Annotated in this window: 23 protein-coding genes and 1 riboswitch; of the genes, 5 read left to right on the forward strand and 18 right to left on the reverse strand. The window is 72.8% G+C overall.

Annotated features, from left to right (window positions below; genetic code table 11):
• Positions 1-12 precede the first annotated feature (12 nt).
• The 4 genes from ABZX75_RS20940 to ABZX75_RS20955 all read right to left on the reverse strand — a co-directional run bounded on the left by ABZX75_RS20940 (position 13) and on the right by ABZX75_RS20955 (position 3,890).
• Positions 13-1,041, reverse strand: a complete 1,029-nt coding sequence (locus ABZX75_RS20940; protein WP_355412606.1) for a 6-phosphofructokinase — start codon at positions 1,039-1,041, stop codon at positions 13-15.
• Between the two features lie 165 nt (positions 1,042-1,206).
• Positions 1,207-1,905, reverse strand: a complete 699-nt coding sequence (locus ABZX75_RS20945) for a response regulator transcription factor (protein ID WP_355412608.1) — start codon at positions 1,903-1,905, stop codon at positions 1,207-1,209.
• Complete coding sequence (locus tag ABZX75_RS20950; RefSeq protein ID WP_355412610.1) at positions 1,902-3,116, reverse strand: DUF5931 domain-containing protein; 1,215 nt, start codon at positions 3,114-3,116, stop codon at positions 1,902-1,904. The genes ABZX75_RS20945 and ABZX75_RS20950 overlap by 4 nt, the downstream gene beginning before the upstream one ends.
• Before the next feature lie 33 nt (positions 3,117-3,149).
• Entirely contained in the window at positions 3,150-3,890 is a 741-nt protein-coding gene (locus ABZX75_RS20955; RefSeq protein WP_355412734.1) for a lysophospholipid acyltransferase family protein, read from the reverse strand.
• A gap of 269 nt (positions 3,891-4,159) precedes the next feature.
• Between ABZX75_RS20955 and ABZX75_RS20960 the strand changes: the two genes are divergently transcribed.
• Both ABZX75_RS20960 and ABZX75_RS20965 read left to right on the forward strand, forming a co-directional pair.
• Positions 4,160-4,939 carry an alpha/beta fold hydrolase gene (locus tag ABZX75_RS20960; RefSeq protein ID WP_355412612.1) on the forward strand — a complete coding sequence of 260 codons (780 nt, stop codon included), beginning with the start codon at positions 4,160-4,162 and terminating at the stop codon, positions 4,937-4,939.
• A complete protein-coding gene (locus ABZX75_RS20965) occupies positions 4,932-5,564 on the forward strand; it encodes a hypothetical protein (RefSeq protein ID WP_355412614.1) in 633 nt (210 codons plus the stop codon). The genes ABZX75_RS20960 and ABZX75_RS20965 overlap by 8 nt, the downstream gene beginning before the upstream one ends.
• A 139-nt stretch (positions 5,565-5,703) precedes the next feature.
• Here the strand turns inward: ABZX75_RS20965 and ABZX75_RS20970 are convergent, their stop codons facing one another.
• From ABZX75_RS20970 to ABZX75_RS20995, 6 genes are all read right to left on the reverse strand, one after another.
• Complete coding sequence (locus tag ABZX75_RS20970; protein WP_355412736.1) at positions 5,704-6,453, reverse strand: endonuclease/exonuclease/phosphatase family protein; 750 nt, start codon at positions 6,451-6,453, stop codon at positions 5,704-5,706.
• 77 nt (positions 6,454-6,530) lie between these two features.
• Positions 6,531-7,472, reverse strand: coding sequence for an ROK family glucokinase (locus ABZX75_RS20975; protein ID WP_355412616.1), 942 nt, complete (start codon positions 7,470-7,472; stop codon positions 6,531-6,533).
• Positions 7,473-7,533: 61 nt separating this feature from the next.
• Positions 7,534-8,049, reverse strand: a complete 516-nt coding sequence (locus tag ABZX75_RS20980) for a DUF5304 domain-containing protein (RefSeq protein ID WP_355412618.1) — start codon at positions 8,047-8,049, stop codon at positions 7,534-7,536.
• A 78-nt stretch (positions 8,050-8,127) separates the two neighbouring features.
• Positions 8,128-9,330, reverse strand: a complete 1,203-nt coding sequence (locus tag ABZX75_RS20985) for an ArsA-related P-loop ATPase (RefSeq protein WP_355412620.1) — start codon at positions 9,328-9,330, stop codon at positions 8,128-8,130.
• A gap of 259 nt (positions 9,331-9,589) precedes the next feature.
• Positions 9,590-10,030: an SRPBCC family protein gene (locus tag ABZX75_RS20990; protein WP_355412622.1), complete on the reverse strand. Its 441-nt coding sequence runs from the start codon at positions 10,028-10,030 to the stop codon at positions 9,590-9,592.
• Between the two features lie 79 nt (positions 10,031-10,109).
• Positions 10,110-10,907: a metallophosphoesterase gene (locus ABZX75_RS20995; RefSeq protein WP_355412624.1), complete on the reverse strand. Its 798-nt coding sequence runs from the start codon at positions 10,905-10,907 to the stop codon at positions 10,110-10,112.
• Positions 10,908-11,136: 229 nt separating this feature from the next.
• Between ABZX75_RS20995 and ABZX75_RS21000 the strand changes: the two genes are divergently transcribed.
• Positions 11,137-12,933, forward strand: a complete 1,797-nt coding sequence (locus ABZX75_RS21000; protein WP_355412626.1) for an AMP-dependent synthetase/ligase — start codon at positions 11,137-11,139, stop codon at positions 12,931-12,933.
• A gap of 353 nt (positions 12,934-13,286) precedes the next feature.
• On the opposite strand, the gene ABZX75_RS21005 is transcribed toward ABZX75_RS21000, so the two are convergent.
• The 6 genes from ABZX75_RS21005 to ABZX75_RS21030 form a co-directional block, all read right to left on the reverse strand.
• Complete coding sequence (locus ABZX75_RS21005; RefSeq protein WP_355412628.1) at positions 13,287-14,429, reverse strand: glycosyltransferase family 4 protein; 1,143 nt, start codon at positions 14,427-14,429, stop codon at positions 13,287-13,289.
• A 41-nt stretch (positions 14,430-14,470) separates the two neighbouring features.
• Positions 14,471-15,598 carry a hypothetical protein gene (locus ABZX75_RS21010; RefSeq protein ID WP_355412630.1) on the reverse strand — a complete coding sequence of 376 codons (1,128 nt, stop codon included), beginning with the start codon at positions 15,596-15,598 and terminating at the stop codon, positions 14,471-14,473.
• Between the two features lie 102 nt (positions 15,599-15,700).
• On the reverse strand, positions 15,701-16,744 hold the full coding sequence (locus ABZX75_RS21015; RefSeq protein ID WP_355412632.1) for an NlpC/P60 family protein: 1,044 nt from the start codon (positions 16,742-16,744) through the stop codon (positions 15,701-15,703).
• Between the two features lie 250 nt (positions 16,745-16,994).
• The gene (locus ABZX75_RS21020; protein ID WP_355412634.1) at positions 16,995-18,020 is read right to left on the reverse strand and encodes an NlpC/P60 family protein; all 1,026 of its coding nucleotides are present in this window, start codon (positions 18,018-18,020) and stop codon (positions 16,995-16,997) included.
• Between the two features lie 252 nt (positions 18,021-18,272).
• Positions 18,273-19,637 carry an NYN domain-containing protein gene (locus ABZX75_RS21025; protein ID WP_355412738.1) on the reverse strand — a complete coding sequence of 455 codons (1,365 nt, stop codon included), beginning with the start codon at positions 19,635-19,637 and terminating at the stop codon, positions 18,273-18,275.
• 40 nt (positions 19,638-19,677) lie between these two features.
• Positions 19,678-19,917: a hypothetical protein gene (locus ABZX75_RS21030; protein ID WP_008738811.1), complete on the reverse strand. Its 240-nt coding sequence runs from the start codon at positions 19,915-19,917 to the stop codon at positions 19,678-19,680.
• 230 nt (positions 19,918-20,147) lie between these two features.
• On the opposite strand from ABZX75_RS21030, the gene ABZX75_RS21035 reads away from it, so the two are divergent.
• Both ABZX75_RS21035 and ABZX75_RS21040 read left to right on the forward strand, forming a co-directional pair.
• Positions 20,148-20,870: a rhomboid family intramembrane serine protease gene (locus ABZX75_RS21035; protein ID WP_355412638.1), complete on the forward strand. Its 723-nt coding sequence runs from the start codon at positions 20,148-20,150 to the stop codon at positions 20,868-20,870.
• Positions 20,867-21,148: an Lrp/AsnC ligand binding domain-containing protein gene (locus ABZX75_RS21040; protein WP_008738815.1), complete on the forward strand. Its 282-nt coding sequence runs from the start codon at positions 20,867-20,869 to the stop codon at positions 21,146-21,148. Before ABZX75_RS21035 ends, ABZX75_RS21040 begins: the two co-directional genes overlap by 4 nt.
• Positions 21,149-21,385: 237 nt before the next feature.
• Here ABZX75_RS21040 and ABZX75_RS21045 read toward each other — a convergent pair whose 3' ends face one another.
• Positions 21,386-22,771: an aminotransferase class V-fold PLP-dependent enzyme gene (locus ABZX75_RS21045; RefSeq protein ID WP_355412640.1), complete on the reverse strand. Its 1,386-nt coding sequence runs from the start codon at positions 22,769-22,771 to the stop codon at positions 21,386-21,388.
• 220 nt (positions 22,772-22,991) lie between these two features.
• Positions 22,992-23,108: riboswitch (SAM riboswitch) on the reverse strand.
• Between the two features lie 146 nt (positions 23,109-23,254).
• The gene (gene trpD / locus ABZX75_RS21050; protein ID WP_355412642.1) at positions 23,255-24,319 is read right to left on the reverse strand and encodes an anthranilate phosphoribosyltransferase; all 1,065 of its coding nucleotides are present in this window, start codon (positions 24,317-24,319) and stop codon (positions 23,255-23,257) included.
• Between the last annotated feature and the right edge of the window lie 121 nt (positions 24,320-24,440).

A 24,440-nucleotide genomic window follows, 5' to 3' on the forward strand; every position in this document is an offset into this window, starting at 1 on the left:
CTGAGGTACCGCTCAGCCGAAGAAGACCCCGACCTCCTTGTACAGCGCGGGGTCGACCGTCTTCAGCCTGGCCGTGGCCTCGGCGATCGGCACCCGGACGATGTCCGTACCCTTCAGCGCGACCATCTTGCCGAAGTCACCGTCGCGCACCGCGTCGATCGCGTGCAGCCCGAACCGGGTCGCCAGCCACCGGTCGAACGCGCTGGGCGTCCCGCCCCGCTGGATGTGCCCGAGCACCGTCGTCCGGGCCTCCTTGCCGGTCCGCGCCTCGATCTCCTTGGCCAGCCACTCGCCCACGCCCGACAGCCGGACGTGCCCGAAGGAGTCGGTCGTCGCGTCCTTCAGCACCATCTCGCCGTCCTGGGGCATCGCCCCCTCGGCGACCACCACGATCGGGGCGTAGCTCGCCTTGAACCGCGAGGTGACCCAGGCGCACACCTGGTCCACGTCGAAGCGCTGCTCCGGGATGAGGATGACGTTGGCGCCGCCCGCCAGTCCCGAGTGCAGGGCGATCCAGCCGGCGTGCCGGCCCATCACCTCGACGACCAGGACCCGCATGTGCGACTCGGCCGTGGTGTGCAGCCGGTCGATGGCCTCGGTGGCGATGCCGACGGCCGTGTCGAAGCCGAAGGTGTAGTCCGTGGCGGACAGGTCGTTGTCGATGGTCTTCGGCACGCCGACGCAGGGGATGCCGTACTGCCCGTACAACTCGGCGGCCACGCCGAGGGTGTCCTCGCCGCCGATCGCGATGAGCGCGTCCACCTCGTACTTGGCGAGGTTGTCCTTGATCCTTCGCACGCCGCCCTCCGTCTTGAAGGGGTTGGTGCGCGAGGAGCCCAGAATGGTGCCGCCGCGGGGGAGGATCCCGCGGACGGCGGGGATGTCCAGCGGGACGGTGTCCCCCTCGACCGGGCCGCGCCAGCCGTCCTTGAATCCGATGAACCGGTAGTCGTACTCCTGCTCGCCCTTGCGGACGACGGCCCTGATCACCGCATTGAGCCCGGGGCAGTCGCCGCCGCCGGTCAGTACTCCGACCTTCATGGAATCTCCCTTCGCCATAACGGTCACGCTAGTGGTGACTCAGGTCACAGCGAGGGTCCCGCGCGGCCCAATTCCGGTGGAATCGAGGGGCGTTGCGTACGCCCGTTCACTCGGACGAAGGACGTAAGTACGATCGACGGCGCCCTCCGCGCCGTCCGGCTCCTCCTAGGCGTCGTCCAAGCCCCGCTCTATCGCGTACCGGACGAGCTCGACCCGGTTGTGCAGCTGCAACTTGCCCAGGGTGTTCTGGACATGGTTCTGCACCGTCCGGTGGGAGATGACCAGCCGCTCCGCGATCTGCTTGTACGAGAGCCCCTTGGCCACCAGCCGCAGCACCTCGGTCTCCCGGTCGGTCAGCTGCGGGGCCTTCGGCTCGTCGGAGGCGGCGGGCGCCGGGTCGGTGGCCAGGCGCCGGTACTCGCCGAGCACCAGGCCCGCCAGGCCCGGGGTGAAGACCGGGTCGCCGACCGCCGTGCGGCGGACCGCGTCGATCAGCTCCTGGGCGCCCGCGGACTTCAGCAGGTAGCCGGTCGCACCGGACTTCACCGCCTCCAGGACATCCGCGTGCTCCCCGCTGGCCGACAGGACGAGGACCCGCAGCGCCGGGTTGGCGCCGACCAGTTCCTTGCAGACCTGGACTCCCGGCATGCCGGGCAGGTTGAGGTCCAGGACCAGGACGTGCGGAACGGCCGCGCGGGCCCGGCGGACCGCCTCGGGACCGTCGCCGGCGGTGGCCACCACGTCGAAGCCGGCGGCGGCCAGGTCGCGCGCGACCGCGTCCCGCCACATCGGATGGTCGTCGACGACCATCACCTTGATCTCGTGCAGTTCGCTCGGCTGGTTCAACTCGGTCCGTTCGTTCATCGGTTGCCCGTCCTGCCCCTGGGTACTTTCAGTTCCACCTCGGTGCCCTGCCCGGGGACGGACACCAGCTCGGCGCTGCCGCCGAGATCGCGCAGCCGGCCCCGGATGGACAGGGCCACCCCCATCCGTCCCTCGCCCTCGGCCTGGTCCAGCCGGCCCGCCGGAATGCCCGGGCCGTCGTCGCGGACGGTCACGATCACGTCGTCGCCCCAGTCCTCGACCAGGATCCAGGCCCTGGCCCCCTCGCCGGCGTGCTTGCGCACGTTGTCGAGGGCGGCGCCGACCGCCGCGGCGAGCTCCTTCGCCGCGGGCACCGGCAGCGGCACCGGGGTGCCCGGCTCGGCGAAGCTCACCCTCGACCCGGCGTGCGGGGCGAGGAGCGTCCGCAGATCCAACTCGCCGTCGTCGGTGCCGGACTCCTCCTCGTCGTACGTGTCCACCAGCGCGCCCCGCGACTCGTCGCGCGAGACCCGGGAGGGGTGTACCAGCCCGCTGGAGACCAGCGTGCGCAGCGCCACCTCCTGCTCACCCGCCATCCGGCCGAGCGCGGCGGCCTCACCGCCCAGGTCGGTGCCGCGCCGCTGGACCATGGCGAGGACCTGGAGGACCCCGTCGTGGATGTCGCGGGCGAGGCGCTCGCGCTCCCGGGTGGCGGCCTCGATCTCCAGGGCGCGGGCGAGGGTGGCCTCGCTGGCGCGGGCGACCTCGACCACGTAGCCGATGGCGATGGAGGCGACCCAGACCAGCAGGACGTTGTGCAGGGTGTCCCGGGTCGGTTCGCCGCGCTGCACGAGGTTGGCGGCGGCGACGAAGCTGGAGGCGAAGCAGGCCCAGCGCCAGCCGCCCTTGATGGCGAAGGCGAGGACCGAGCCCGCGGTCCAGATTGAGGGGAGGGTGGGGCCGCCGGAGGCGATCCGCTCGTGCGTGTCCGCGAGCGGGGTGAGCAGGATCCCGACGAGGGCGACGGTGAGGTCGGCGCCGAGGAAGCGCTTGGTGCAGCTGGCGGCGCCCGCCACCTTGGGGGAGGTGGCCAGGGTCCAGGCGGCGAGGAAGGCGAGGTAGCCGGCCGCGATCCCGGGCCGGTCGAACTGCTTGTAGGCGGAGGCGAACAGCAGCACCGCGTAGACCATGGTGATCAGCCGGTAGGCCGTCAGGGCACGCCACAGCGGCTGTTCGACCGACATGCGTACGACGCGCTCGCGTTTCGCCATCTCCCCCACCCCCCGCGGGCGGTACCGCCCGCGCTATTCGGCGCTCTTGTCCGCCTTCGCGGCCTTCTCGGCCTTGGCCGCCTTCGCCGCCTTTTCGGCCTTCTCCGCATCGGCGATCTGGCGCTTGGCCGCCGTCGCGTAGATGTCGACGTACTCCTGGCCGGAAAGCTTCATGATCTCGTACATGACCTCGTCGGTCACCGAGCGGAGGATGAAGCGGTCGCCGTCCATGCCGTGGTAGCGGCTGAAGTCCAGCGGCTTGCCGATCCGGATGCCCGGGCGCATCAGCTTGGGGATCACCTTGCCGGGCGGCTGGATCTTCTCCGTGTCGATCATCGCCACGGGGATCACGGGCGCGCCGGTGGCCAGGGCCACGCGGGCCAGACCGCCGGGCTTGCCGCGGTAGAGGCGGCCGTCGGGTGAACGCGTCCCCTCGGGGTAAATACCGAACAGCTCCCCGCGCTCGATGACCTCGATGCCGCTCTTGATGGCGGCCTCACCGGCCCCGCGCGCGCCGGAGCGGTCCACGGGGAGCTGGCCGACGCCCTTGAAGAAGGCGGCCGTCAGCTTGCCCTTGACGCCCGGGGAGGTGAAGTACTCCGCCTTCGCGATGAAGGTGACCTTCCTGTCCAGCACGGCCGGGAGGAAGAAGGAGTCGGAGAAGGAAAGGTGGTTGCTCGCGAGGATCGCCGGCCCCTCCGCGGGAATGTTTTCGAGGCCCTCCACCCACGGCCTGAAGGCAAGCTTCAGTGAACCGCCGATGGAGAACTTCATTGCGCCGTAGATCAACTCGAAAGCCTTCCTGTGTCTGTCGAACAGACCTTAACCCGTGGCCAAGCCCGCAGAGGCCCGACGACCCTGGTCCGTGTCACCCCGGTCGCGTACGGTGAAGTCACACAGCGCAACGCACCCCGCACCGCCGTCATCCCGTGACTCACCCTGCTTCCCTCCGGCTCCCCTGAGCCACTCGCTCGAACCACCGCCTTGAACCACCCCCTTTGAACCACCCCTTACCGGCGTACATCATGATCAAGGAGACCCTGGTGCCCGTCCTCCCTGGAGCCGAGCCGTTCCGCCACGACGGCGGAGAGGTCGGCGTCCTTCTCTGCCACGGCTTCACCGGCACCCCGCAGTCGCTGCGCCCCTGGGCCGAGTATCTGGCCGGGCGGGGACTGACGGTGTCACTTCCGCTGCTGCCCGGACACGGGACGCGCTGGCAGGACATGCAGCTCACGGGCTGGCAGGACTGGTACGCCGAGGTGGACCGCGCGCTGCGGGAACTGCTGGCCACGTGCGAGCAGGTGTTCGTCTTCGGGCTGTCGATGGGCGGCGCGCTCGCGCTGCGGCTGGCCGCCAAGCACGGGGACGCGATCAGCGGCATCGTCCTCGTGAACCCGGCCAACAAGGTCCACGACCCGCTGGCTGTCGCCCTCCCGGTGGCCAAGCACTTCATCCGGTCGACGCCGGGCATCGCCAGCGACATCGCGAAGCCGGGCTCGGAGGAGGTCGGGTACGACCGGGTCCCGACCCGGGCCGCGCACTCGCTGCGGCAGTTCCTCCACCTCGTGGACACCGACCTGCCGCAGGTGACCCAGCCGGTACTGCTGCTGCACAGCCCGCAGGACCACGTCGTACCGCCGGCCGACTCGGCGCGGATCCTGGCGCGGGTGTCCTCGACGGACGTCACCGAGGTCCTGCTGGAACAGAGCTACCACGTCGCGACGTTGGACCATGACGCGGAGCGGATCTTCGCGGACAGCTATGCGTTCGTCGGCCGGCTGGCGGAGAGCGTGGGCAGGGAGGGGGCGCAGGCGGGTGGCTGAGCACGAGGAGCAGTCGGGCGGGATTCCGCCGCTGGACGAGGAAGCGGCGTGGGCGGCGATCGTCGCCGGGTACGGACAGGAACCGCCGGACCCGCCGGGGGCGCGGCCGTTCAAACCGATCGAGAACCTGATGCTGCCGGAGGACGACGTCAAACCGCTGCCGCCGGAGCCGGGCGCCGAGCCCGAGCCCGAGCCTGGATCCGAGCCGGAGTCCAGGGCCGAGCCGGAGTCCAAGGCCGAGCCCGGGTCCAAGGCCGAGCCCGGGCCGCCTGCGGCACTGGGCAGCTCGGTGGTCTTCGCCCCGGGCGTGGGCATGGCGGGCCCGCGGGACCATTCGCTGGCGGAGCCGAAGGACGACGACCTGACCCCGGCGGAGGAGGGCCACTTCGTCCCCCCGGAACCGGAACTCCCGCCTGCGGACGCGACGGCCAAGTTCGCGTGGCTCGCGGTGGTGGGCGGGCCGGTGCTGTTGCTGCTGGCGGTGCTCTTGCAGTGGCAGATGACCTGGTGGCTCACGACGCTGGGCATCGGCGGCTTCCTGGGCGGTTTCGCGACGCTGGTGGCCCGTATGTCGCAGGGCGACGATGACGAGGACGACGACCCGGGCCGCGGCGCGGTGGTCTAGTCCTGTCCGGCCCCGGCCCGCTGCGCCGGCTCGCCCTGACTGGGCCGGGCTCCTCTCGATGGGCCCAGCGCCCGGCGGGACTCCCAGCCCGCCCGGCGATCGAGGGCCGAGGGAGCCGGGGGGCGAGCCCGGACAGGGGCTACGGCGCGGCCCGGAGGCGGAGGGCCGCCAGGACCGGGAGGTGGTCCGTCGCCGCCCGGAGGTCGGCGCGGGTCACGCCCGGCAGCCCCGCCGGGACACCGCAGGCCAGCACCTCCACCCCCCGCGTCGCGAAGATCGCGTCGATCCGCCGCCGCGGCTCGGTCGGCGGGAAGGTCGGCCCGGCTCCCCACGGGGCCACCGCCCAGCAGTCCTGGAGCTCCGCGGCGAGCCGGCTGAAGGCCGGGCCGTCCGGGCCCTCGTTCAGGTCGCCCGCGGCGATCGCGTACGGGACGTCCAGCGCGGCCAGCCGCTCCAGCAGCAGCTCCGCCTGCGCCGTGCGCTCCTCGCGCTGGAGCGACAGGTGCCCCGAGAGCAGCCCGACCCGCACCGCCCCGATGCGGACGACGGCCGTGGCGAAGCCCCGCCGGTGCAGCCCGGGGGTCAGCGGGAGCAGTTCGTCCTGCGTCCGCTCCACGAAGGCCCGTAGCGAGCACAGCAGCAGCGGCCCGGCCGCCGTGGCGCCGCCGCTCAGGACCACGAGCTCGCATTTCGCGGCGAGCCGCGCCGCGTGCTTGCGCCACCGGAAGAACCGCGGCGCCTCCTGTACGCACACCAGGTCCGGTTCGCACGCCCGGATCACCCTGGCCAGCGCGTCCTCGTCGTCGCGCAGGGAGCGGATGTTGTAGCTGAGCACCCGGATCACGGCGGAACCGTCGGACTCCGTACGTGACTTCGGCAGCGTGAGCATCTGGTCCATGCCCGCAACATACGCAGCTGCCCGCCGCTTCCCAAGGGTCGCGGCGGGCAGTGAGGGCAAAGGAAGGGTCAGCCCTGGCGCGCCAGGTCGGCGGCGCCGACGAGCCCGGCCTTGCCGCCCAGCTGGGCGGCGAGGACCTGCGCGTGCGGACGCCAGGCGCCGCCGATCAGCCAGCGCTTGAAGGACTTGCGGATCGGGTCGAGGACCAGGTCGCCCTCGTCCGAGACTCCGCCGCCGACGATGAACGCCGACGGGTCGAAGAGGGACGCCAGGTCGGCCAGGCCCGCGCCGGCCCAGCGGGCCAGCTCGCGGAAGGAGTCGACGGCCACGGGGCAGCCCTGGCGGGCGGCCTGGCTGATGTGCTTGCCCTCGATGCCCTCGGGGGTGCCGTCGCCGAGCGCGAGCAGGATCGTCGCGTTCTCGGGGGTGGCGTTGGCGCGCTGCTTCGCGTACCGGACGAGCGCGCGCCCGGAGGCGTACTGCTCCCAGCAGCCCTGGCTTCCGCACCCGCACAGCAGGCCGTCCGGGACCACGCGGATGTGGCCGAACTCCGCGGCGACGCCGAAGCGCCCGCGCCGCAGCTTGTTGCCGATGATGATGCCGCCGCCCAGGCCGGTGCCCAGCGTGATGCAGATGACGTCTTCGTGGCCCTGGCCGGCGCCGAAGCGGTACTCGCCCCAGGCCGCGCAGTTCGCGTCGTTCTCGACGACGACGGGCAGGCCGATGCGCTGCTCGACCTTGTCCTTCAGGGGCTCGTGCCGCCAGTTGATGTTCGGCGCGAAGAGCACGGTCGCGCGCTTGTCGTCCACGTACCCGGCGGCGCCGATGCCGACGGCGTCGATGGTGTGGCTGCTGCTGACTTCGGAGACGGCGGCGCAGATCGCATCCGTCACTCCGTCCGCGGTCGGCGGGGTGGGCACCTTGTACGTCTCAAGGATCGTGCCCTCTTCGTCGACCACGCCGGCCGCGATCTTCGTGCCGCCGATGTCGACGCCGATGGTGAGTCCCATTAGTCCCTCGGTTTCCGGTCAAACCCCGCCACGGCCAAAGGTACCCGAGGGCGGCGGAGGTTCAGTCGAGATCGATCCGCTCGGTCGGCCCGGCGTCCGGGCCCTCGTCACGGGGGTCACGGTCCTGAGAGGCCTGGGGCCCCTGAGTTGCCTGAGGCCCCTGGGGCTCTCCGGGCTCCTGCGGGGTCTGGCGCGGAGCCGTGGACTCGTCGCGGGTCCAGCGGCGCTCGTGGCCCTCGACGGCCGAGCGGTAGGCGGCGAGCAGCTCGGAGCCCGCGGCCGCGAGGTGGTCGAAGACCTCGGGGTTGCGTTCCATGACGGGCTTGGCGGCGGTCTTCGCCTGGTTGACGAACTGGCGGACCGCGTCCTGGGCGGCGCCGCCGATCAGCGGGTTGCTCAGCCCGGAGACCTTGTCGGCGACGGCCTCGAAGAGCTTGAACAGCTCCTCGGCGGCGCTTCCGGTGGCCCCGGCGCCCCCTGGGCCGCCCCTCAGGCGCTCCTTCTCGGCGGCGAGGTCCTCCGCGCAGGCCTTGGCCCAGGCGTCGTCGTCGGTGGGGCGGTCGGTGGCCTCGCTCATGGCGGACTCTCCTGCGGCGGATGCCGGTCGTCGGCGGTACTGGCTACCTTCGACCGTACCCGAACGGCGGTACGGGGTTCAGCGCGTCCGGGGCCACACAGCGGGGTCGGGAGTGAAACGGATGCGCAGCTCGCCCTGGGCCAGGGCGGCGCCGGAGACGGAGCAGCGGCGCAGCGCCGCGGGAAGGGAGACGATTCTGCGGTACGGGCCCGCGGTCAGCAGCAGTTCGTCGCCGCGGCGGACGAGGTCCAGGTCGCCCTTCTGCGCGCCGGGCAGCGGTACCACCCAGACGAGTATCCCGTCCTCGGCCAGCCGGTCCTCGACCACCCAGGCGGTGCGGGGCGCGGGCCGTTGCGGCACGAGCCCCTCGGCGGTGGCGAGCAGGGCGAGGTCCTCGGGGCCTCGCGGGTCCCGGCCGAGGTGGGGCAAAGGGATCACGGGGGTGTCCGCGGCCCATTCGGCGGCGTACTTCTCCTGCTGGGCGGCGAGTCCGGCGAGCCAGAGGTCGGCGGAGCCCTGCGGGAGGACGCGGTTGGCCAGGACCGCGGCGACGGGCAGTTCCTGGAGGGCGAGCCCGAGCCGCCCCAGCCGCAGGGCGTCGGCGGCGGCCGGCCCGGGCTCGGCGACCAGCCGAACCTCGGTGGTGGCGGCCTCCACGACGGCCTGGACGGCGGCCAGCTCCTCGTCCCAGCGCGCGGCGGCCTCGTAGAGCCACTGCGCGGGCATGGGCACGCCGGCGAGCTGGGCCAGTACGGGCCGCAGAGCGCGGGCGGCCTGCCGTTCGGCGGGAAGCAGCCGGGTGAGGTAGCGGCGCAGCTGGGCGGGGAGGGCGAGGGTGGCCACGGCCTGGTGGAGCGGCGGCATGTCGACGACAACGAGGTCGGTCCGCGGTGCGGCGGCGGCCCTGCGCAGGGCGCGCAGCAGGGCGAACTGCTCGGCGCCGGGCAGCTCGGTGAGCTCCTCGGCCCCGAGCGGCCGGGCCCCCACCATCCCGAGCAGTGCGGAGCCGCGCTCCTGCAGGGCGACGAGTTCGCCGCGGAACTCCTCGCCCGAGTCGACGCGGGCCACCTGGAGCCCGGCGGTGAGGGGCACGGCCCGCAGGCCCGGCGCGATCTCGGCGGGCTCCCCGGTCGGCTCCCCGGTCAGCGCGCGGAGCGGGTCCCCGGGGTCGCCGGACAAGAGCAGAACCCGCCGCCCCTGTCTCGCGGCGGCGAGTGCGGTGACCGCGGCCGCCGTGGTCCGCCCGGCCCCGCCGGGGCCGGTGATCAGCAGGATGCGCATGGTGCGGTGCTCCGGATCGGTGGTGGTCTGTCGGGCGTGCCGTCCAGGTGCGGGCCCGCTGCCGGGGCTCGGCCCCAGACCCCGCGCTTCAAACGCCGAGGGGGCTGAATGTGCGCTCCACGCAATCCACCCCGGCCGGGCACGATTCAGCCTCGCCGGCGTTTGAGGCGCGGGGGTCCGGGGCGGAGCCCGGCAGCGGCGGGGCCGGCACCCCGCCCGGAGGCCGACCCGGTCCGCGGAGCTTCCCCGCAGGGGACCGTCAGGCGGCCTCGACGCGCTTCTTCAGGCCCGCCAGGGCGCGGTCGATGATGACCTTCTCGGCCTTGCGCTTGATCATGCCGAGCATCGGGATCTTGACGTCCACGGTCAGTTGGTAGGTGACCTCGGTACGCTTGCCGCCGTCCACGGGCGTCAGCCGGTACGAGCCGTCCAGCTGGCGCAGCATCTGCGACTTGTCCAGGGTCCAGCTGACCTCGTCCGCGCCCTTCCAGGTGTAGCTGAGCGTGTGGTCGTCCTTGATCGCGCCCGCGTCGAGGAGGAGCCTGACCTTCTCCGCGCGGCCCTCGGCGTCGGCGGCCAGTACCTCGGCCTCCTTCACCTCGCCGGTCCACTCGGGGTAGCGGGCGAAGTCGGCGATCACGGCCATCACGTCCGCCGGCGCAGCCTCGATCGTGATGCTTGAGCTGGTGTGTTCCGCCATCGCGGTCGCTCCTCCGGAGAGTGTTCGAGGAAGTGTGCGGCCTCCGGCCGCCGCTCGAAGGCTACCGTGCGTGCGGAGCTCACCACTCCAGGGCCCAGGGCCTCCCCGTCGCCGCGAAGTGGCCGACGTTCACGCACTCCGTTCCGCCGATGCGCATCCGCCGTGCCAGCGGCTGGTGGACGTGCCCGAAGAGGGCGTACCGGGGGCGGGTGCGGCGGATCGCGGCCAGCAGGGCCTCGCTGCCGCGCTCGAAGCGGCGCGCGACCGTGTCGTAGCAGAGCTCCGGCACCTCCGGCGGGATGTGGGAGCAGAGCACGTCCACCTCGCCCAGTGCCTCCACCTTGGCGGCGTACTCCTCCACGTCCACCTCGTAGGGCGTCCGCATCGGCGAGGGCAGGCCGCCGCCCACGAAGCCGAAGACCCGGCCGCCGATCTCCGTCCGCTGCCCGTCGAGCACGGTGAGGCCGGGGCGGTCCGCGTACTCCGGCCACAGGCGCGGGATGTCGACATTGCCGTAGGTGGCGTAGGTGGGGGTGGGAAAGGCGGCGAACATCTCGGCGTACTGGCGTCGCACGGCTTCCTCGATCAGCCGTTCCCGGTCCAGCCCGGCCCAGAGCCGGCGTCCCAGGGCGTGAGCCTCCTCGAAGCGGCGCGCGGTGCGCAGTTCGACGATCCGGTCGGCGTTCTCGACGCCGAACAGATCGGGGAGGATTCCGCGCGAGTGGTCGGCGTAGTCGAGGTAGAGGACGAGGTCACCGAGGCAGATCAGTGCGTCGGCGCCCTCCCCCGCCCTGGCGAGGGCCTCGGTGTTGCCGTGTACGTCGCTCACGACGTGCACCCGTGTGCCACGCTTCGCGCCACTCATGCTGCCACCCATGCGATCACCCTAGGGGGGTCCGTGGACGGCGGGTAGAGGGGGTCGCGGAGGCGGCCGGACCTGCGGTTACTACCGGGTCGTCAATCGGGTCGACTACTGTCGGCACCGTATGGCCGCGTCATGTGACGCACGGAACATCTGGCCGGTTCCCTCTATCGGGAACCCACTACCGGTGGGTAACGTCCGGTCGGTCCACATGGTGGCGATGGCGCCCAGAGGAGCAGCAGTCTTGCGCGAGTTCAGCCTTCCGGCCCTGTACGAGGTCCCTTCGGACGGGAATCTGACGGATCTCATCCGCCGCAACGCCGCTCAGCATCCCGACACCGCCGTCATGAGCCGCAAGGTGGACGGCCGGTGGCAGGACGTGACGGCGACGGAGTTCCTCGCCGAGGTCCGGGCCGTGGCCAAGGGACTCGTCTCGGCCGGCGTCCGTCCCGGCGACCGCGTCGCCCTGATCTCCCGCACCCGCTACGAGTGGGTGTTGATCGACTTCGCGATCTGGAGCGCGGGCGGCGTCACCGTCCCCGTGTACGAGACCAGCTCGCCCGAGCAGATCCAGTGGATCCTCGGCGACTCCGGCGCCGTCGCCGCCGTCGTGGAGAGCCCTGGCCACAGCGCGACCGTGGCCGCCCTGCGCGACCAGCTGCCCGAGCTGCGCGAGGTCTGGGAGATCGAGCGGGGCGCCCTCGACGCGCTGAGGACCGCGGGCGCCGGGATCACCGACGCCGAGGCCGACGAGCGCAGCACCCTGGCGAACGCCGACGACCCGGCCACCATCGTCTACACCTCGGGCACCACCGGCCGCCCCAAGGGCTGTGTGCTGACCCACCGCAACTTCTTCGCCGAGTGCGGCAACGCGGTGGCCCGCCTGAGCCCGCTGTTCAGGACCGGCGAGTGCTCGGTGCTGCTCTTCCTCCCGGCCGCGCACGTCTTCGGGCGCCTGGTCGAGGTCGCGTCCGTACTGGCGCCGATCCGCCTGGGCTGCGTACCGGACATCAAGAACCTCACCGAGGAGCTGTCCTCCTTCAAGCCCACGCTGATCCTCGGCGTGCCGCGCGTCTTCGAGAAGGTCTACAACTCGGCGCGCGCCAAGGCGCAGGCCGACGGCAAGGGCAAGATCTTCGACGCCGCCGCCGAGACGGCGATCGCGTACAGCCGGGCGCTGGACACCCCCCGCGGCCCGTCCTTCGGACTGAAGCTCAAGCACAAGCTCTTCTCGAAGCTGGTCTACGGCAAGCTCCACGCGGTCCTCGGCGGGCGCGGCGAGTACGCGATCTCCGGCGGCGCCCCGCTGGGCGAGCGGCTCGGCCACTTCTTCCGCGGCATCGGCTTCACCGTGCTGGAGGGCTACGGCCTGACCGAGTCCTGCGCGGCGACGACCTTCAACCCGTGGGACAAGCAGAAGATCGGTACGGTCGGCCAGCCCATGCCGGGCTCCGTGGTGCGCATCGCGGACGACGGCGAGGTCCTGCTGCACGGCGAGCAGATCTTCAAGGGGTACTGGAAGAACGAGACGGCGACCGCCGACGCGCTGACCGACGGCTGGTTCCACACCGGCGACGTCGGCACCCTCGACGAGGACGGCTACCTCACGATCACCGGGCGCAAGAAGGAGCTCATCGTCACCGCGGGCGGCAAGAACGTCGCGCCCGCCGTGATCGAGGACCGGATCCGGGCGCACGCGCTGGTCGCGGAGTGCATGGTGGTGGGCGACGGACGGCCGTTCGTGGCCGCGCTGGTCACCATCGACGAGGAGTTCCTCGGCCGCTGGGCCGCGGAGAACGGCAAGCCGGCCGGTGTGACGGCGGCGGAACTGCGGGAGGACGCGGAACTGGTCGCCGCCGTCCAGAAGGCCGTGGACGACGGCAACGCGGCGGTGTCGAAGGCGGAGTCGGTGCGCAAGTTCCGCATTCTGCCCGCCCAGTTCACCGAGGAGTCGGGGCACATCACGCCGTCGCTGAAGCTGAAGCGCAATGTGGTGGCGAAGGACTTCGCGGACGAGATCGAGGCGCTGTACCGCGGCTGACCGCGCGCGGCCGGGCGCTGCCCGGACCGGACCTTCCGCCGCGAGCGCCGGCGGGGCTGAGACGCAGCCCCGCCGGCGCTCGCGGCGAAAGCCCAGCCCCCCTCGGCGGCTGAGCCGAAAACGCAGCCCCGCCGGGCTTGAGGCGAAAGCCCAGGCCGTCGGCGCTCGCGGCGAAAGCCCAGCTCCGCCGGCCCTGGGGCAAAGCCGGCCGCGCCGGCGCTTGAGGCGAGAACGCAGCCCCCGGCGCTTGCGGCGGGACACCGACCGGGCCCGCCCGCGCGCCGGCCACGGGGTCCGGGGCGAAGCCCCCTCGGGGCCGGGGTCAAGACCCCACGGCGTGGCAGGGCGGACGGCTACAGCAGCTCGCGCAGCCGCTCCGCCAAGAGGTCCCAGCGCCACCGCTCCTCCACCCACGCCCGGCCCCGCTCGCCCATGCGGGCCCGCAGTTCCGGGTCCAGCAGCAGCGTGCTGATGCGGTCCGCCGCGTCCTCGGGGGACCCGCCCGGGACGACCCAGCCCGTCTCACCGTCCAGCACCGCGTCCGGCGCCCCGCCCGAGTCGCCAGCGACCACCGGCAGGCCCGTCGCCGAAGCCTCCAGGTAGACGATGCCGAGGCCCTCCACGTCCAGGCCGCCCCGCCGGGTCCGGCACGGCATCGCGAAGACGTCCCCCGCGCCGTAGTGGGCGGGCAGTTCCTCCCACGGGACCGCTCCGGTGAACACCACCGACCCCGCCACTCCCGTCGCGGCGGCCAGCGCCCGCAGGTCCGCCTCGTACGGCCCGCCACCCACGATCAGCAGCACCGCGTCCGGCACGGCCGCCAGGATCCGCGGCATCGACCGGATCAGCGTGTCCTGCCCCTTGCGCGGGACCAGGCGCGAGACGCAGACGACCACCGGCCGGTCGGTCAGCCCGAGCCGCGCCCGGACCTCCACCCCGCCCGATTCCGGGTGGAAGGTCTTCTCGTCCACGCCCGGCGGGAGTTGCACCATCCGCGCCGCCGCCTCTTCCGTCACCGCCGAGGCGATCCGGGAGCGCGTGTACTCCCCCAGATAGGTGATGGTGTCCGTGCCCTCGCCGATCCGCCGCAGCAGCTGCCGCGCGGCCGGCAGCTGGGCCCAGCCCGCCTCGTGCCCGTGGGTGGTCGCGACCAGCCGCCGCGCGCCCGCCCGCCGCAGCGCCGGGCCCATCAGGCCGAGCGGGGCCGCGGCCCCGAACCACACCGACTCGCAGCCGTGTTCGCGCAGCAGCCGCACCGCCCGCCGCGTCACCCGCGGCGTCGGCAGCAGCATCGTCGTGCGGTCGCGCACGACCTGGAACGGCTGCTCGGCGTCGAAGGCGGCGGTGGCCTCGCGGCCCTCCGCGCTGCGCTTCCAAGTGGAGGCGTAGACGACGACCCGGTCGGGATCCAGCCTCAATGCCATGTTGTGCAGGAAGGCCTGGATACCGCCCGGTCGCGGTGGGAAGTCGTTGGTCACGATCAGCGTCTTGTGCATGGCCTGCCGACAGTACCGGAAGCCGCCGCGCCGTACGGTGCTCACCGCAGCTCGCCGCGCAGGGCCTCCTGCCAGGCCTTCGTCAGCTCCGCCGGACCGATCCCGAGTGCGTCTTCGAGCGCCGTCGCCGCAGGCTCGCGGCCCGCCCGTTCGTACAGCCCCACCAGCGCCTCGTCGCCCCACCGCCGGGCGATCAGCCGGCAGGCCAGCCATGCGCCCTCGTACGCCCGGGCCACCGCCTCGGGGTCACCCCCGAAGGTGAACTCCTCGGCCGAGGGGAGCGCGCCCGGCAGCTCTCCGCGCCGCACGGCGCGCGCCAGCGCCGGGGCCGCCTGCGCCGGGGGGCTGTCGGTGCCCCGGTACGCCGCCCAGTCCGCGAAGCCTTCCGAGAGCCACAGCGGGGTCGTGCCGGAGGTCGCCGCCCGGGTGGCCACGTGGGTGACCTCGTGGGTGAGGACGACGCGCCGGCCCGCCTCGCCCAGCTCGGCGTACCCCGCCGGGTTGATCACCACCCGGTCGGCCGGGGCGGGGCCCGCGCCCACGCGTCCGGTGGTGACGGCGGCCAGCCCCCGGTACGCGTCGGCCGGCCTGCCCAGCAGTTGCGCCATCCGGTCCAGGGAGCCCGGGACCAGCACCACCACCCGCCGCGCCCACGGCCGGGGCCAGGCCGCGCTCGCCGCGGGTACCGCCCGGTCGGCCTCGGCGGCGATCCCGGACAGCGTCTCGGCGCTCGCGACGCCCAGCACCAGGCAGTGCGCGCCCCGTACGACGGCCACGGCGCCCTGGTCCCACAGCTGCGGCAGCGCACCGGGCGCGGGACGGTCGGCCCGGACGTGCCAGGTCCCGCCGTCCTCGGCGAGTTCGAGTTCGCGCCCCGATTCGCCGGGGGCCGGGTCGTGGCCCGCGAGCCGGTAGCGCAGCCCGGCCCGTACGACGGCCCGTGCGCCGTCGCGCCGCACCGAGGCGACCTCGTACGCCCAGTCCTCCAGCGGGATCCCGGCGAGCCGTTCGGGCGGCTGCCGCGACCAGGCGGCCACGGCCCGGCGGATGTCCTGTTCGGCGGCGTCGCGCGGGGGCGCCGGCGTCCCGCATCCGGCCAGCAGGGCGCAGAGCAGGAGCGGCAGGACACGTACGGCGCGACGGCCTGCGGGACCACGACCCGGGAACATCAGGCGATCGTACGCACCACCCGGACGGGCGGCGGACCGGGCGGCGGAAGGGAGCCCCTCAGAGCCCGCTCAGGGCGGGGTCAGAGCCTGCTCAGAGCCCGCTCAGGGCCGGGTCACCGACGACACCGGCATCATCCCGACCGGGTCGTAGCGCACGCGGGCTCCGGGGTACGGAGCGTGCACCACCTGGCCGTTGCCGACGTACATGCCGACATGGCTGGCGTCCGAGCGGTAGGTCACCAGGTCGCCCGGCCGCGCCTGCGACAGGGGCACCTGCCGCCCGGCGTGCCGCTGGGCCTGCGAGGTGCGCGGCAGCGAGACGCCGGCCTGCCGGTAGGACCACACCATCAGCCCGGAGCAGTCGAAGCCGGAGGGGCCGGTGGAGCCCCACACGTACGGCCGTCCGACCGCGGCCCGGGCCGCCATCACGGCGGCAGCGGCGCGGCCCGAGGAGGGGCCCAGGGAGGACGGGTCGGGCAGTGCCTCGGGGCGGGCCCCGGCGCGCGAGGGGCGCTCGAAGTCGGCCCGTTCCTCGGACGGCATGGCGTTGAGCAGCCGCCGGGCGGCCGCGAGCTTCGCCGTGACGGAGCGCTTGTGCTGGGCGACGTCGGCGCGCAGGGCGTCGAGTTCGGCGAGTTTGCGGGCGGCGTCCTGCCGCTGGAGGGCGAGCCGGCGCTGTTCCTCCCGCAGTTCGCCCAGCTGCCTGGCCTGGCGGTCGGTGAGCCGCTCCAGGACGGCGGCCCTGTCCAGGTAGTCGTCCGGGTCCTCGGACAGCATCAGGCCGACGGCGGGGTCGATGCCGCCGCTGCGGTACTGGGCTCCGGCGTAGGTGCCGAGGATGCCGCGCATGGTGTTGATACGGTCCTGGCCGCGTGCCACCGCGTCCTGGGCGCGGCTGACCTCGGCGCGGAGCCGGTCGGCCTTCTCACCGGCAGCGTTGAAGCGCTCGGTGGCCTGCTCGGCCTCCTCGAAGAGCCGGTCGACCTGGGTGCGGGTGCTCCCCGGGGGCTCCTGCGGGAGACCGGGGGCCGCGCTCGCGGGCACGCCCGTCATGGCGACCGCGGCGGTGGCCGCGGCGGCGGTGAGGACGGTGAGCTTCGTGTTCCGTTCGGGGCTGCTGGGCCCGGGCCGGCGATGGGACGCCACGTGAAACCGCTCCCTTACGCTGCGCGGGCCCCGGGTCCGCCCCCCGTGGACGGCCGTGTGCCGGGTTCCGCGCTGGCAGACAGTAGCCGCGCGACCGGGCACCGGCCAACGACCGTCGTGGGCACGCACAGTGACGCCCCGCAGGAGACGCAGGTCACCGGCGGGGCGTGCGGTCAGGGCGGTGCCTCGGAATTCGCCCGGATGGGCGGTGTGCGGTGCGTCTTTCCGAGGGGTGGCGGGGCGGGGCGGCTCAGATGCGGACGCCGAACATGAACGGCATGTTGTCCATGGATTCGTACTTGACGCCGCCGCGCGGGTTGGCGGCGTGCAGCGTCATGTTGTTGCCCGCGTACAGGCCGACGTGGTGCAGGTCGTTGTAGAAGAACACGAGGTCACCGGGCTGGAGCTGGCTGCGGCTGATGCGGGTGCCGTCGTTGGCCTGCGTGTAGGTGGTGCGGCTGATGGAGACACCGGCCTGCTTGTACGCCCACTGGGTCAGCCCCGAGCAGTCGAAGGCGCTCGGGCCCTCGGCGCCGGATATGTACGCGCTCCCGACCTTGGTCTTGGCGGCGTTGAGGGCGGCGCCGGCACGGCCCGAGGCCTTCACGTCGCCGAGCTCGACGCGCGCGCTGTCGCTGCGGCTGGCGCGCGTCTCCTCGTCCTTGATCGCCGCCCGCTCCTGCGCGGTGAGCGTGTTGAGCAGCGCCTGGGCCTGCGCGAGCTTGTCCTGCGAGACCTTCTTCTTCTCGCCGAGCTCCTTGCGGGTGGCGTCGAGGTCGGCGAGCTTGCCGGCGGCCTCCTGGCGCTGCTGCGCGAGGCTGCGCTGCTTGTCCTGGATCTTCTGGACCGCCTCGACCTGCTTGCCGCTCAAGTGCTCCAGCGTGGAGGCCTTGTCGAGGTAGCTGTCGGGGTCGGCGGAGAGGAAGAGGGCGAGGGACTGGTCGATGCCGCCGCTGCGGTACTGCGCGCTCGCCATGGAACCGAGCGTGCTGCGCAGTTCGTTGAGGTCGCCCTGGCCGCGTGCGACCTGGTCCTGGAGCTGCCCGATCTCCTTTTCGAGCTTCTCCTGGCGTTCCTTGGCCCCGTTGAACTTCTCGGTGGCCTGCTCCGCCTCCTCGTAGAGGGCGTCGACCTGGGACTTGACCTCGTCCTTGCTCGGCTTCGCCGGAGCGGCGGAGGCACCCTGGGTGGAAAGGGCGACAGCGGCGGCCGCGGTGGCGGTCAGCACGGTCACACGAGCACGGTTCGGCTGCTTGGGTCGACGGTGGGACGCCACGAAGGCGAGCTCCTTCTTCCTCGAGCCGCCGAAGAACGCAACTCGGCAGCACCTTCGCTGCCACCCCGAATGGGTGATCTACCGCACGAAGGTTTGAACAGACCCTAGTGACCCCTCTGTGATCAGTTCAAATCCTGTAGGGCAAAAACTCGGTCCCCGACCAGGTTCTTTACCTACAGCGCACGCTCTGTGCCGGGCACTTGACGGTACGTTCCCTGGAGGCCCCACCAATTCCGGCATTAGGCCCGGGAGTTACGAAACGCGCGAAAGTCGCTTAAGCAACAAGGCGGACGCCACCGGCCGCGCCCCGGCCTTGGCCACGCCGTCGGCGACCTCCCGGTCCGTGGAGACGACGACCACCGGACGCCCGGGCGGCTCCGCGCGCACCAGCTGGCGGATCAGCTCGTCCGCCGTCACCCCGGCCTTGGAGAACAGCACCCGTACCCCGCGCGGCGGGGCGAGCAGCACCGGGGCCGCCAGTTCCGCCCCGTCGAAGACACAGGTCATCTCCGCGCCCGTCTGCGCGGCCAGCATGGACAGCCCGCCCAGCAGCCGCAGCCGCTGCTTCTCCAGCGGCATCGTCGGATAACCGGTCTTGGTCACGTTGTAGCCGTCGACCACCAGATGCGCCTGGGGCAGCGCCAACAGCTGGTCCAGCAGCGCCGGATCGGTCTCCGACAGGGCGCGCGCCGCGATGTCCTTCGGCGTCATGCGGCCCGGCTCCACCGCTTCCACGGTGTCCGCCGGGCGGGTGGAGACCGGCGGCAGCGCCAGCTCGCGTCGCAGCCCCGCCGCCGCGTCCAGCACGGTGTCCAGCAGCAGCCGCAGCCGCATGTCCTCGATGCTGCGGCCCTCGCGGGTGGCCCGGCGCGAGGTTTCCAGCGCCGCCTCCACCTCCGCCAGCCGCGACTTGAGCCGCCGGGTCTCGCTCTCGGCGGCGGCCACCCGCGTGGCCGCCTCCCCGCGGATCCCGTCGATCTCGGCGTTCACCTTGCGCAGGGCCGCCTCGCCGCGCTTGACGTCGCTGAGGGCGCTGCGCAGCTTGCGCTGAAGCGATTCCGCTTCCTTGCGGGCCGCGTCGAGCTCGACCCGCACCTGCTCCCCGCCGGTGCGCTGCAGTTCCCGTACGTGGGCCAGCTCCTCGCGGAGCCGGTCCAGCTCGCGCCGCGTCTCCTCGCCCACCCGCTCGGCGTCGGCGCGCTGCGCCTCCTCGCCCGCGGCGGCCACCAGCTTGACCCAGCCGACCGGCCGCAGGACATACGCGGCGGCCGCCACGTCCAGGGGGTCGGCGGCGGCGGGCGGCGCACCGGACTCCAAGGCTCCGGCCAGGTCCGCCTGGGCCTCGCGCAGCTTCTCGGCGACCCTGCCGCGGAACACGGCGTCGGTCTCGACGGCCGTGGCCATGGCATTGCCGGCGAACTTGGCGCGCCGGGTCGGGGTGAACCGGGCGTACTGGCGCAGCGGCGCCGGAAGATCCGCGACCGTCAGTCCACCGAAGGCGTCCGAGACGAGTGCGACGACCCGGCGCCGCACGCCTTCCGGCAGCGGGCGGTCGAGCACCTCGGCGGCGTCGCCGGCCGCGTCGGCCGGCTCAGCGCCGCTTGCTGGCTCCACAATCCGTCACCCCTACCGTGATCTTCCTGTGGGCGCGACTCCGTCAGGAGTCCGCGCCCGGCCTGTCCACGAGCTCGATCTGGTCCACCGCGTTGCACCACCGGCAGCGGACCGACTCGATGGTCTCATTGACCACCTCGCGCTCCTCGACCTTGGGCTCCCCGGCGAGGTCCAGGTGGACGTACTCCACGACCTTCGACGAACGGGTGACGTCGAAACGTGTGAGGTTGCCGCACAGGGTGCAGCGCCACCGGGTGGTGTCGGTCGGCAGGGGAACCGTCATCAGGCCGCTCTCTCCTTCGTAGCTGATTCAATTAAAGCCGTCCGCGCGTCGAGCCGTCCGCGTCTCGATCCCTGCGGGTCGGGCCGTCTGTGGGTCGGGCCGTCTGCGCGTCCGGCTCTCCAGGCGCATACCCGCCTGTTGGGCCGCTCGCGTCGGTCCGCGGACCGCAGCACGTAACCCTACGGCCTGCCACCGCTCCCGGCGGGCCCTGTTGCGTCATGCTCTGTCGCATGATCGTAAGGTGGCAGGCCGTGCGCGAGGCCGCCCGGGGGCCGGTGGTCACCCATGCGCTGATCGCCGGCTGCGGTGTCGTGTTCCTCCTCGGCCCGGCGTCGGGGCTCAACCCGGCCTACGGGACGGGCGACGAGCTGCTGGCCGCCGGGACGGCGTACTTCCGGCGCTGGGGCGTGATCCCGGACGAGCTCTTCTCGGGCAGCGGCCGCGCCCTGCTGACGCCGTTCACCGCCCTGTTCGTCCACGGCAGCTGGCTGCACCTGCTCGGCAACATGCTCTTCCTCCACGTCTTCGGCGCGATGGCGGAGCAGCGGATGGGCCGCCCGGCGTTCCTCGCCTTCTACGTCTGTACGGGCTACCTGGCCCTGGCGGCGTACGCAGCGGCCAACGCGGGGTCCTCGCAGACGCTGGTCGGAGCGTCCGGGGCCATCTCCGCGGTCCTGGGCGCCTTCCTGTGCCTGCTGCCGCGCGCGAGGGTGACGAGCCTGTTCCCGTTCCTGTTCTTCCTGCCGCTGCGCTTCCCGGCGTGGATCGTGCTGTTGTTCTGGTTCGCCCTCCAAGGGGTGGCGGCGCACCGCGCCGACAGCGGCCCCGGGGTCGCCTATCTGGCCCACCTGGTGGGCTTCTCACTGGGCTTCCTGTACGCGTGGGTGCGGTATCGGCGTACGACTAGAGTGGGGCGACCAGCGACGGCCACCGAGGGAGACAGCCAGCCATGATCACCGCGATCGTGCTCATCAAGACCAGCGTGGACCGCATCCCCGAGATCGCCGAGTCCATCGCCGCGCTGGACAGTGTCAGCGAGGTCTACTCCGTCACGGGTACGTACGACCTGATCGCGCTGGTCCGCGTGGCCCGCCACGAGAACCTGGCGGACATCATCCCGGGCCGGATCAGCAAGATCCCGGGCGTCGAGGCGACGGACACGCACGTGGCGTTCCGTACGTACTCGCAGCACGACCTCGAGGCGGCCTTCGCGATCGGGCTCGACGCGTAGGGCCTGGCCGGCCGGGGGGCTGAACCGGTACGGGCTTCCCGGCCCGCGCTCCCGGCGGGCGGCTCACGGCTGTACGGCCGCCGCGCGGACGTCGGTATCGGGTCCCAGTACGTCACGCACGAAGCGCATGCCGGACCGGCGGGGCCGAGCGGGGTACGGCGCGGCGGCTCGCTGTGACATGAGCCGCTGCGCGACGTGGCCCGGAGGTCCGACAGGCGCGAGCGGGGCGAGGGGGTGTCAGGAGATGGGGACGCAGCGGCCCTCTTCCGTGCGGTACTGCCACTTCGCGCCGTCCGCGACGAGCTCCTTCACCGCGCGGACGAACCGCTCCACGTGCTCGTCCGGGGTGCCTGCGCCGAAGCTGACCCGGATCGCGTTGAGGGACCTCTCCCCCGGCACCGCCTCGGGGGCCCCGCATTCGCCCTGGACCTGCGGCTCGCTGCCCAGCAGGGTGCGGACCAGCGGGTGCGCGCAGAACAGGCCGTCCCGCACGCCGATCCCGTACTCCGCGGACAGCGCCGCCGCGAAGTGGGAGCTGTTCCAGCCGTCCACCACGAACGAGATGACCCCGACCCGCGGCGCGTCGTCGCCGAACAGGGACAGCACCCGCACCCGCGGAACCTCCGCCAGGCCCTCCCTGACCTTGGCGATGAGCTGCCGCTCCCGCGCGACCAGGTTCTCGAAGCCCGCCTCGGACAGGGCGCGGCAGGCGGAGGCGATCGAGTAGACGCCGATGACGTTCGGGGAGCCGGCCTCGTGCCGTGCGGCCGTGGTGTGCCACTCGACGTCCACGCCGCCGTCCGCGCGCCGGGCCACCTTCCGCGACGCGCCGCCGCCCGCGAGGTACGGTTCCGCCTCCTGCAGCCAGTCCGCCCGGCCGGCCAGTACGCCCGAGCCGAACGGCGCGTACAGCTTGTGTCCGGAGAAGGCGACCCAGTCCACGTCCAGCTCCCGCACGGAGACGGGGTGGTGCGGGGCCAACTGGGCGGCGTCCAGCACGATACGGGCGCCATGGGCGTGCGCGGCGGCGGCCAGCTCCTTCACCGGCCACAGCTCACCGGTGACGTTGGACGCGCCGGTGACGCAGACCAGCGCCGGGCCGTAAGGAGCGCGGTCGGCCAGCGCCCGCTCCAGGGTGGTGACGGCCTCGTCCGGCGTGCGGGGGGCGTTGAGGTACGTGACCTGCGCGGCCGTCCACGGCAGCAGCGAGGCGTGGTGCTCGGTCTCGAAGACGAAGACCTGGCAGCCGGCCGGCAGTACGGCGGCGAGCAGGTTGAGGGAGTCGGTGGTGGACCGGGTGAAGACGACCTGGTCGGCGGGGCGGCAGTCGAGGAACTCGGCGACCGTGGCCCGGCTCTGCTCGAAGAGGTCGGTGGAGAGCTGCGAGAGGTAGCCGGCGCCGCGGTGCACGCTGCCGTAGTACGGGGCGTAGGCGGCGACGTCGTCCCACACGCGCTGCAGGGCGGGGGCGCTGGCCGCGTAGTCGAGGGCCGCGTAGCTGACCTCGCCGCCGGTGACGAGGGGGACGGTGACGTCCCGGCCGAGGACGGGCAGCGGCTCGGTACAGGCGACATCCGCGGTGGCGGTGGCGGTGTTCAGGGACGCGGACAGGACAGCGGACATGGCGGTATCTCCCGGCAGGCAGGGGTGAATGGCTTCGGTGTGCCCGTACGCGGCGCGGCTACGGCCGGAGGGCCGTGCGGCGGGTACGGGAGCCTCGGAGTGGACTGGGTACACGAAATGACCCTGATCCGAGGGTGGAAGAAGGGGCGGAGTCGCCCTATCGCATTCGCTTGCTCACGGAAAACGCTCCTCGAGAAGACCAGGACCCCTGGTATCGAGGGATCCGCGCTTGCCGTAGACCTCACTGCCTACGGCCTGGTCATCACCCGGGGCACCCCGCCACGGAAGGAGGGTTGCCGGACAGCAAGCCGGGGCCTAAACGCTGTCACTCGTGACCTGGTCAGCATCCTGCCACAAGATCCCCCCATGGCAAGATCCCGGTCCGAATGGCGGACCGGGGTCTTGGCTCAAAAGGATCAGGCATTGCGCGCGGCCACCCCAGCGCAGCACTCCCCCACGCCGGGCCCGGGCAATCCGCCGCCGCTACGCGTTGCTCGCGGCCACCCAGCGCTCCAGCGCCGCACGGGCCGAACCCGAGTCGATCGCCTCCGCCGCGCGGGCGATACCCGCCGCGATCTGCTCCTCCAGCGTGCCCGCGCCCGGATCCAGGGCCACCAGCGCCGCGGCCGCGTTCAGCAGGACCGCTTCGCGGACCGGTCCCGGCTCGCCGGCCAGCAGGCGGCGGGCGACGTCCGCGTTGTACGAGGCGTCCGCGCCGCGCAGCTCCGCCACGTCGACCAGGGAGATGCCCACGTCGCGCGGGTCGAAAGCCTGCTCCTCCACCCGGCCGTCGCGGACCCACCACACCCGCGACGTGGCCGTGGTCGTCAGCTCGTCGAGGCCGTCGTCGCCCCGGAACACCAGGGCCGAGGAGCCGCGTTCGGCGAGCACGCCCGCCACGATCGGGGCCATCCGGGCGTCGGCCACACCCGTGGCCTGCGCCCGCACGCGCGCCGGGTTGGTCAGCGGGCCCAGGAAGTTGAAGGTGGTGCGGATGCCCAGCTCCTTGCGGGCCGCCGCCACATGGCGCAGCGCCGGGTGGAACTTCACCGCGAAGCAGAAGGTGATGCCGGCCTGCTCCGCCACCTCCGCCACCCGCGCCGGGGTGAGGTCGAGGTTGACGCCGAGCTTCTCCAGGACGTCCGAGGCCCCGCTCGCGGAGGATGCGGCCCGGTTGCCGTGCTTGACCACCTTGGCGCCCGTACCGGCCACCACGATGGCCGACATCGTCGAGATGTTCACCGTTTTGGCGCCGTCGCCGCCGGTGCCGACGATGTCCACCGTCCGGCCCGGCACCTCGATCAGGTTGGCGTGCTCGTACATGGCCCGTACCAGGCCGTTGATCTCGGCGACCGTCTCCCCCTTCGCCCGCAGCGCGACGGCGAAGCCGGCGATCTGGGCGTCGGTGGCCTCCCCCCGCATGATCCGGTCCATGGCCCAGGCCGTGTCGTCGGCACCGAGGTCCTGTCCGGTGAGCAGGGCGTCGAGTACGCCCGGCCAGCCGCGGGCCGCCACGCTGTCGCCGCCTGCCGGGGTCACAACGTTCATGGTCCGCTCCTGTGCTAGTGGGCCACCGCCCTGCTCGCAGCCCACGTCGAATGGGAAGGGCTTCAGCCTATCCAGCCCCGGGGACGGCGAAGAGCCCCGTCCAGACACTGGACGGGGCTCT

The sequence above is a fragment of the Streptomyces sp. NPDC003038 genome (assembly GCF_040611115.1).
Classification (GTDB): Bacteria; Actinomycetota; Actinomycetes; order Streptomycetales; family Streptomycetaceae; genus Streptomyces.